Origin of the sequence: Gordonia desulfuricans NBRC 100010, from assembly GCF_001485495.1 — a bacterium.
Lineage (GTDB): Bacteria > Actinomycetota > Actinomycetes > Mycobacteriales > Mycobacteriaceae > Gordonia > Gordonia desulfuricans.
Genome location: NZ_BCNF01000099.1, coordinates 25,719 through 33,787, shown reverse-complemented (window position 1 = coordinate 33,787; position 8,069 = coordinate 25,719). Strand labels below are relative to the sequence as shown.

Here is an 8,069-nt window from a genome sequence, read left to right as displayed (position 1 = left end):
CTACGCTCCTCGTCGGCTCAATCAGCGTGGGGACCACGCCCGCCGCTGTGCTCGTCGTCGGCTCAATCAGCGTGGGGACCACGCCCGCCGCTGTGCTCGTCGTCGGCCCGATCAGCGTGGGGTCACGCCCGACGGTGCGCTTCTCGTCGGCTCAGTCACCGCAACGACCACGCCTCGTCGGTGCGTACCCCGTCAGTGATCGCCCTCCGCGGCGGTCACGAAGTCGATGAGTTCTTCCACCGAGCGCAGTAGATCCACCTCGAGATCACGGAAGTCGCCGACCCCTGCCAGGACCCGTCGCCACCCGTCTTGCGGTGTACCCCAACGCAGTCGAGAACACACACCGGTCTTCCAGTCCTCGCCCATCGGCACCGTCGGCCATGCCGAGATGCGCACCGATGCCGGTTTGACCGCCTGCCAGACGTCGACATAGGGATGCCCGCACACCAGGACGTTCTCGCCGACCTCCTCGGTCAGCCGGGCCTCCTTGGTGCCGGCCAGGAGGTGGTCGACCAGCACGCCTGCGCGCCGGTGCGGTGCGGGCTGGAACTCCGCGAGCGCGGCGTCGAGGTTGTCGAGCCCGTCGAGGCTGACCACCACCACACCCTCGGCCCGCAGGTCGGCCCCCCACACCCGCTCGACGAGCGTCGCGTCGTGGACGCCCTCGACGAACAGACGGCTGGCACGGGCGGTGCGAGCACGCCGCACCGGGGCCATCCGGGACCCGGATGCGGTGCGGGCCGCGGCGACCGGTCCCCGACCACGCGGTCGCACCAGCGTGACGGGCTTGCCGTCGATCAGGAAGGCCGCCGGATGCATCAGGAAGACCCGGGTACGGCCGTGCCGATCCTCGAGCCGGACGAGGTCCCCGGCATAGCTCTTCTCCAGACCGACCACCGCACCGCAGAACCCGCTGGCCGCGTCCTCGACCACGAGATCGCGTTCTGCCGCGACCTCGGGGGCTCGCGGTTTGGTCCGGCGCGGCGAGGCCAGCACATCCCGGCCGTATCGATCATCCATCACAGCAGTCACGGTAGTTAACAGCCGTCCCACGGTGGCGATGCCACGCCGATCCACAGCCCACCCGCACGATGCGAGGGATGACGGTCGCACCAGTATTCTGGTTGACCTATGACCAGTACCGATCACACCGTCACCCAGGCCTGGCCGACCTGCGGGTTGGGCGCCTGGGCCGCTGCGTGGGTGGCCGGACGCTGCTCCCCCGACGACGTCGCCGACACCCTGGCCGGCTTTGCCGGACTCCACCTCATCGACGATCATGCCGCGCTGCCGACCACCGGGATCGATGCCGTCCCGACCGACGGCACACTCGGCCTGCTCGCCGTGCTGCGCCGCGCCCGGAACCTGTCGGTCCGCCTGCCCGATGCCGGTGCCCCGCAAGGCCTCCCACCGGACCCGGCGACGGCCGCGGCCCTGACCGCCGGTGAGACGCTGCTCGTCGACGACGGCGCGCCGACCCCCCTGGCGTTGATCCCCACCGAACACGACGGATCCTGCCGCTGGTCGGTGTACCGATACGGCGTGCCGGTACCGGTCACCGGTACCGCCTCGGCCGGCGAGATCGAGTACGAACTGCGTGAGGCCGTCTCGGAGACAGCACAACTGATGGCGACGCTCGGCGGACGGGCCGGGGCGCACCGGGCGGATCTGCGCGGCACCATCAGCACCCAGACCCAGCGTCACCTCGTCGACCTCCCGCCACACGACGACGCCCGTGCGACGCGCCTGCTCGGCACCGCCGCACAGGTCGAGGCGATCGTGTCGGTGGCCACCCTGGGTGGCGCGGGATTCGGCGCGACCGCCGGTCAATGGGAGACCGGCGATCACGGACTGCGTCGACTGGTTCGGCTCGCCCACGCCGCACGGGCTGCCGCCGTCAACCGCGTGATCGGCGAATTCCTGCCCGGCGGCTGGTGATCCGGGACCCGTTCGTCAGGGTCGGGTGGCCGGGCGCCGGACCGACCGGCCGCAGCAGCCATCACCACAGGGGGTGCCGCTGTCGCCCACCCCGAGTACATCGAGATCGCCTGTGCCACGCCGATATTCATCGACGAGATCGGCGACCATCGCGATGAACCGAGGGTCGGTACCCACGGTCTCGGCACGGACATAGTCCAGACCGAGTTCGTCGGCGAGCTGTGCGGCCTCGTTGTCGAGGTCCCACACCACCTCGACATGATCGGAGACGAACCCCACCGGGAACACGATCACCTGCGAGACACCTTGTGCGGCGATCGCTTCGAGGTGGTCACAGATGTCGGGCTCGAGCCACGGCACCTGGGGCGGCCCTGACCGCGACTGCCACACCTGATCATGCCCGGCGAATCCGGCCATTTCGGCCACCCGCTGGGCCGCCTGTGCGACCTGCCGCGAATACAGTTGTCCGCCATCGGCTTCGGGCCCCGAGGCCGCATCGGCGACGATCGGGATCGAGTGGGCGGTGCACACCAGACGCGGGGGGACGTCGGCCGCAGGCAACCGGGATGCGGCACGCAGGACGGCGTCACGTCCGGCGGTCAGGGTGGCCGACCGATCCCAGAACTGCGGGAGTTTGCGCACCAGCACCGGGTCTGCGGACACCGACTGCGGACGCGCCTCGTGCAACGCGACGAGGGAACGTTCGATGTCCTCGTGATACTGACGGCAACCCGAGTAGCCGCCCCAGGCCGACGTCGCGAATGCCAGGATCCGCCGGTGCCCGTCGTCGTACATCTGCACGAGTGTGTCTGCCACCAGCGGATACCAGTTGCGGTTGCCGAAGTAGATCGGCAGATCGGTGCCGCGGGCGTCGAGCTCGGCCCGCAGCGACGCGATCATGTCGCGGTTGAGCTGATTGATCGGCGAGACCCCACCGAAGTGCATGTAGTGGTGGGCCACCTCTTCCAGACGTTCCCGGGGTACCCCGCGGCCCCGGGTGACGTTCTCCAGGAACGGCATCACGTCGTCGGGACCCTCGGGGCCACCGAAGGAGAGGAAGAGGATCGCGTCGAACTCGCCCGCCGACCCGTCAGCTCGTACCGGCATGTCAGGCACCCAGGAAGTTCTCCGGGAACCAGGTGTTGTGGCTGGCCCCGCCGTCGACGTACACGATGGAACCGGTGGTGGCCGGCAGAAAGTCCGAGAGCAGCGCGCACACGCTGGTACCCACCACACCCGGGTCGTTGACGTCCCAGCCGATCGGTGACGCGCCGTCCCAGTACTCGTTGAGCATGTTGAGCTTGCGGGCGTCGTCGGTGGCGGTACCCGAGATGGCCTTGGCGGCCAGGGTCTTGATCGGGCCCGCGGCGACCAGGTTGGAGCGGATCCGCTTGGCGTTGCCGACCTCGCGGGCGACGTAGCGGTTGACCGACTCGAGGGCGGCCTTGGCCACGCCCATCCAGTTGTAGTCGGGCAGCGCGGTGCGGGGATCGAAGTCCATGCCGACGATCGATCCGGCTTCGTTCATCACCGGCAGCACGGCCCGGGCCAGCGAGGCATAGCTCCAGGCCGAGATCTCGAACGACTTGGCGACGTCGGGGCCGGGACCCTCGAGGAAGGGCACGGCGTCGGGACCCATCAGGGTCTTGGGGGCGAAGGCGATGGAGTGCACCACGCCGTCGACACCCTCCGGTGCGAGCTCACGCACCTTGTCGGCGAGGGCACCGAGGTACTCCTCGTCGGTGACATCGAGCGGGATCGCCGACGGCACCTCCTGTGGCAGTCGCTTGGCGATCCGGTCGATCAGCCGCAGCCGATCCGGGATGCCGGTGATGATCACCTTGGCGCCCTGTTCCTGGGCCACCCGTGCGGTGTGGAAGGCGATCGAGGCATCGGTGATGATGCCGGTGACGAGGACGGTCTTCCCGTCCAGGATTCCGCTCAACGTGTTCTCCTCGGGATGTCGGGGTGTTCGAGAAGTCGAATGGGATGGTGTGGGTGGAGCGGGCCGGTCAGTGACCCATGCCCATGCCGCCGTCCACCGGGATCACCGCGCCGGTGATGTAGGAGCCCTGGTCGGAGGCCAGGAAGGAGATCGCCGCGGCGACGTCCTCGGGCGCTCCGACGCGGCCCAGCGGGATGGCCTGCTTGGCCATCTCGATGTACTTGTCCTCCATCTCGGCGGTCATGTCGGTGTCGATGAAACCGGGGGCGACGACGTTGGCGGTGATGTTGCGGGAGCCCAGCTCACGCGCGATCGAGCGGGCCATACCGATCAGGCCGGCCTTGGAGGCGGCGTAGTTGACCTGGCCGGGAACGCCCGAGGTGGCGACCACCGAGCCGAGGAAGATCATGCGACCCCACTTGGCCCGCTGCATGCCCTTGGTGGCGCGCTTGGCACAACGGAAGGCGCCGGTCAGGTTGGCATCCAGGACGCTGCTGAACTGCTCCTCGGTGAGGCGCATCAGCAGCATGTTGTCGGTGATACCGGCGTTGGCGACGAGTACCTCGACCGGTCCCTGGTGCTCGGCGACCTCGTCGAAGGCACGCTCGACGGAGGCGGTGTCGGTGACATCGCACTGCACGCCGAAGAGGCCCTCGGGGGCACCCGATCCGCGGTGGGTCACGGCCACCTTGTGACCGTCGGCGGACAGGCGGCGGGCCACCGCCAGCCCGATCCCACGGTTGCCACCGGTCACCAGCACCGACCGGGACGGCTGCCCGGTGGAGGTTTCGTTGCTCTCAGACATGGCCACCAACCTATCGGTCCGACCTGTGTGCCCGGCGCCCAGGTCGGACATGGCCCGAGGCGATCACGGCACCCGCTGGTTGACGAGCAGGGACCCGACCACCGCGATGATCGCCAGGATCGTGCCGGCGATGATCCACGGGCGGGAGTTGTCGCCCTTGCGCATCTCGTAGCCGATCTCCTGCTGCAGCGTCTCGTACACCTTGTTCAGTTCGTCCAGGCTGGACGCGGTGAAGAAGGTACCGCCGGACAGGTTGGCGATCTCCCGCAGCGACTCGTCGTCCACCGGGACCGGGACTCGGTCGCCGTCGAGGTCGACGGTGCCGGTCTTGGTGCCGAAGGAGATGGTCGAGACCGGGATGTTCTCCTCCTTCGCCTTGCGGGCCGCGGTGAACGCCCCTCGCGGGTCGTTCTCGTCGTCGGGGACGGTCTGCTTGCCGTCCGAGAGCAACACGATGCGTGCCGGCGGCGCCCCGGCCTGCCCACCCAGGACCGAGTTCAGCGTCTGGATCTGCTGGATCGCGGCGAAGATGCCCTCTCCGGTCGCGGTCTTGTCGGCGAGTTGCAGCTTGTCCACCGCCGCCTTGGTGGCGGCGTGGTCGGGGGTCGGCGTGACCAGGCTCGACGCGGTCCCGGCGAACGAGATGAGACCGAGGTTGATGCCCTCGGTGAGTTCGTCGGCGAACTTCTTGGCGGCCGCCTGGGCGGCCTTGATCCGCGACGGCGCAACGTCGGTGGCCTCCATCGACCGCGAGACGTCCATCACCAGGATGACGGTGGCCTTGTTGCGGGGAACCTTGCGTTCGGCCTGCGGACCGGCCGCGGCCACCACCATCAGCAGCAGCGCCACGAGCAGCACGGCCAGCGGCACATGTCGCAGGCGGCGGACCCAGCGGTTCTCCGGCGGGGTGACCCTGTCGAGGACCTCGAGGTTGGCGAACTGCAGGGCACGCCGGCGTCGTTTCCGCAGGATGTAGACGTAGACGGCGACCACCGCGAGCACCGGCAGGGCGAGCAGCAGCCACCAGGGGTTGGAGAACATCGTCGGCTACCCCACCCCTGCGGCGAGTCCGCGACGGCGTTCGCCGACGAATCGCACCATGTCGGTGAGCCACTCCCGATCGGTACGCAGGGACAGCACCGGACCGCCACAGCTGCGCACGACGCGACGTACCTTCTGCTGGTGTTCGCGGGCGGCGGCGGCGAAGTCGCGGCGCAAGGTCTCGGTGACGGTGACCTCGCGGACCTCACCGGATTCCGGGTCGGCCAGACGCACCTGACCGACCGGTGGCAGTTCGAGGTCACGCTGGTCGAGGACCTCGACGGCGAGCAGTTCGTGGTGGGCGCCGATCGCACGCAGCGACCGTTCCCAGTCGATCGGGCCGAGGAAGTCGCTGACCACCACCGCCAGGCCGCGGCGCCGCTCGGGCCGGCGCAGGGCCTCGATCCCCGCCTTGAGATCGCCCCGCACACCGGGCGCCGCCCGACGCGTCGTGGCGATCGCCTTGAGCAGGTGCTGGTCGTGCACACGACCGGCACGTGCCGGGATGCGCACCACCTGGTCACCGGTCACGACGATCGCGCCGTGGCGGTTGCCGCCACCGGCGGTCAGGTGCACCAGCGCGGCCGAGGCGGCCACCGCGAGATCGCGTTTGGTGCAGTTGACGGTCCCGAAGTCGAGGCTGGCCGAGGCGTCGACGACGATCCACGTCTCGAGCTCGCGGTCGGCGATCATCTGCCGGACGTGCGGTTGGGTGGTGCGTGCGGTGACCGACCATTCCATGCGCCGGATGTCGTCGCCGGGCTGGTAGGCGCGCGCCTCCCCCGGCTCCGATCCCGGACCCGGGATCAGACCGAGGTGCTCACCCTGCAGGACGCCGTCGAGCTTGCGTCGGACGGTGAGCTCGAGCATCCGCAGCGCAGCGGTCAGCTGCGGCTCCTCGAGCAGACCTGCGCCGAACGACGGCAGATCGCGGTTAGCCGCCATACTGCACGGACGTCCGGTCCGCCGGGGCCGTCGGATTCACCGCTCCGGGATAGCCGTTCGGCGCCGCGGGGGCAGCCGGGTTCTGCACAGGCGGGTTGTGTACAGGCGGGTTCTGGGGGTATCCGGCGACCGGTCCGGCCGGGGCCGGCACCGACTGCGCACCCACCTGGGGCAGTCCGACGGTCTGCAGGATGCGGGTGATCACGGCGTCGGCGGACACCTCGTCGGCGAGCGCGTCGTAGCTGAGCACCAGACGGTGACGCAGCACGTCCGGGATCACCTCGACCACGTCCTGCGGGATCACGTAGTCGCGGCCCCGCACCAGCGCCAGGGCACGGGCGGCGGCCACGATACCCAGCGTCGCACGCGGTGAGGCGCCGTACGACAGCCAGGTGTCGACGTCGGTGAGGCCGAGTTCGGCGGGCCGGCGGGTCGCGTTGATCACGCGGACCACGTAGTCGACCAGCGCATGGTGGACGAAGACGTTCGCGGCGGTCTGCTGCAACCGGATCATCGCGGCCGGATCGAGGACCTGCGAGGCCTTCGGCGGCACGTTGCCCATCCGGTAGACGATCTCGCGCTCCTCTTCCACCGACGGGTAGTCGACGAGCACCTTGAACAGGAAGCGGTCGCGCTGCGCCTCGGGCAGCGGGTACACGCCCTCGTTCTCGATCGGGTTCTGGGTGGCCATCACCAGGAACGGCTCGGGCATCGGGTAGGTGGTGCCGCCGATCGACACATGCCGTTCGGCCATCACCTCCAGCAGCGCCGACTGCACCTTGGCGGGCGCGCGGTTGATCTCATCGGCGAGCAGGAAGTTGGCCACCACCGGACCGAGCTCGGTGTCGAACTCCTCCCGGCCCTGCCGGTAGATGCGGGTACCGATGAGGTCGGTGGGCACCAGGTCGGGGGTGAACTGCACGCGCGAGAAACTGCCGCCGACGACCGTCGCGAAGGTCTCCACGGCCAGGGTCTTGGCGACACCCGGCACACCCTCGAGCAGGATGTGTCCCTTGGCGAGCAGACCCACCAGGATCCGTTCGACGAGCTCATCCTGGCCGACGATGACGCGCTTGACCTCGTAGATGGCCCGCTCGAGCAGCTTCACGTCGGATTCGCTCAGTGCGAGGCCCCCCTCGCCCGCGGCACCCTTGCCCGTGACGGCAGTGGCCTGCGACTCGGCACTGGGATGTGAGGTCAACCCTTGCTCCTGTCCTTCCGTGGCGCGACGGACGCCGTGCATCGCACGTCACCGTCACCTGGACTGCCGCGGGCCACCGTCACCGGTGCCGTGGGCATCGTGTGCCAGCCTAGCCGCGCGGCCTGAGAACTCGCCACGAAGCCCGTGGGCGCGTCGGCGTGCCGGATGACGGCCGCCGGCGGGTGCCGGGCCAT

Annotated in this window: 8 protein-coding genes; 1 reads left to right on the top strand and 7 read right to left on the bottom strand. The window is 69.5% G+C overall.

All coding sequences use genetic code 11. The features are described 5' to 3' along the window. Window positions 1–192 precede the first annotated feature (192 nt). Entirely contained in the window at window positions 193–1,020 is an 828-nt protein-coding gene (locus GD1_RS16170; RefSeq protein WP_053777191.1) for a DUF3097 domain-containing protein, read from the bottom strand. Window positions 1,021–1,131: 111 nt separating this feature from the next. Here GD1_RS16170 and GD1_RS16165 point away from each other — a divergent pair, with 111 nt between their 5' ends. Beyond that, window positions 1,132–1,938, top strand: a complete 807-nt coding sequence (locus GD1_RS16165) for an Rv1486c family protein (protein WP_059038238.1) — start codon at window positions 1,132–1,134, stop codon at window positions 1,936–1,938. Between the two features lie 15 nt (window positions 1,939–1,953). On the opposite strand, the gene GD1_RS16160 is transcribed toward GD1_RS16165, so the two are convergent. The 6 genes from GD1_RS16160 to GD1_RS16135 form a co-directional block, all read right to left on the bottom strand. Continuing rightward, a complete protein-coding gene (locus tag GD1_RS16160; protein ID WP_020790188.1) occupies window positions 1,954–3,045 on the bottom strand; it encodes a ferrochelatase in 1,092 nt (363 codons plus the stop codon). Window position 3,046: 1 nt separating this feature from the next. After that, window positions 3,047–3,883, bottom strand: a complete 837-nt coding sequence (gene inhA, locus GD1_RS16155) for an NADH-dependent enoyl-ACP reductase InhA (protein ID WP_059038236.1) — start codon at window positions 3,881–3,883, stop codon at window positions 3,047–3,049. Between the two features lie 67 nt (window positions 3,884–3,950). Continuing rightward, a complete protein-coding gene (gene fabG1, locus GD1_RS16150; protein ID WP_053777192.1) occupies window positions 3,951–4,688 on the bottom strand; it encodes a 3-oxoacyl-ACP reductase FabG1 in 738 nt (245 codons plus the stop codon). 63 nt (window positions 4,689–4,751) lie between these two features. After that, the gene (locus GD1_RS16145; RefSeq protein WP_059038234.1) at window positions 4,752–5,729 is read right to left on the bottom strand and encodes a VWA domain-containing protein; all 978 of its coding nucleotides are present in this window, start codon (window positions 5,727–5,729) and stop codon (window positions 4,752–4,754) included. A gap of 6 nt (window positions 5,730–5,735) precedes the next feature. Further along, window positions 5,736–6,674, bottom strand: a complete 939-nt coding sequence (locus GD1_RS16140) for a DUF58 domain-containing protein (protein ID WP_059038232.1) — start codon at window positions 6,672–6,674, stop codon at window positions 5,736–5,738. Further along, window positions 6,664–7,875, bottom strand: coding sequence for an AAA family ATPase (locus GD1_RS16135; RefSeq protein WP_059038230.1), 1,212 nt, complete (start codon window positions 7,873–7,875; stop codon window positions 6,664–6,666). The genes GD1_RS16140 and GD1_RS16135 overlap by 11 nt, the downstream gene beginning before the upstream one ends. Window positions 7,876–8,069: the final 194 nt, after the last annotated feature.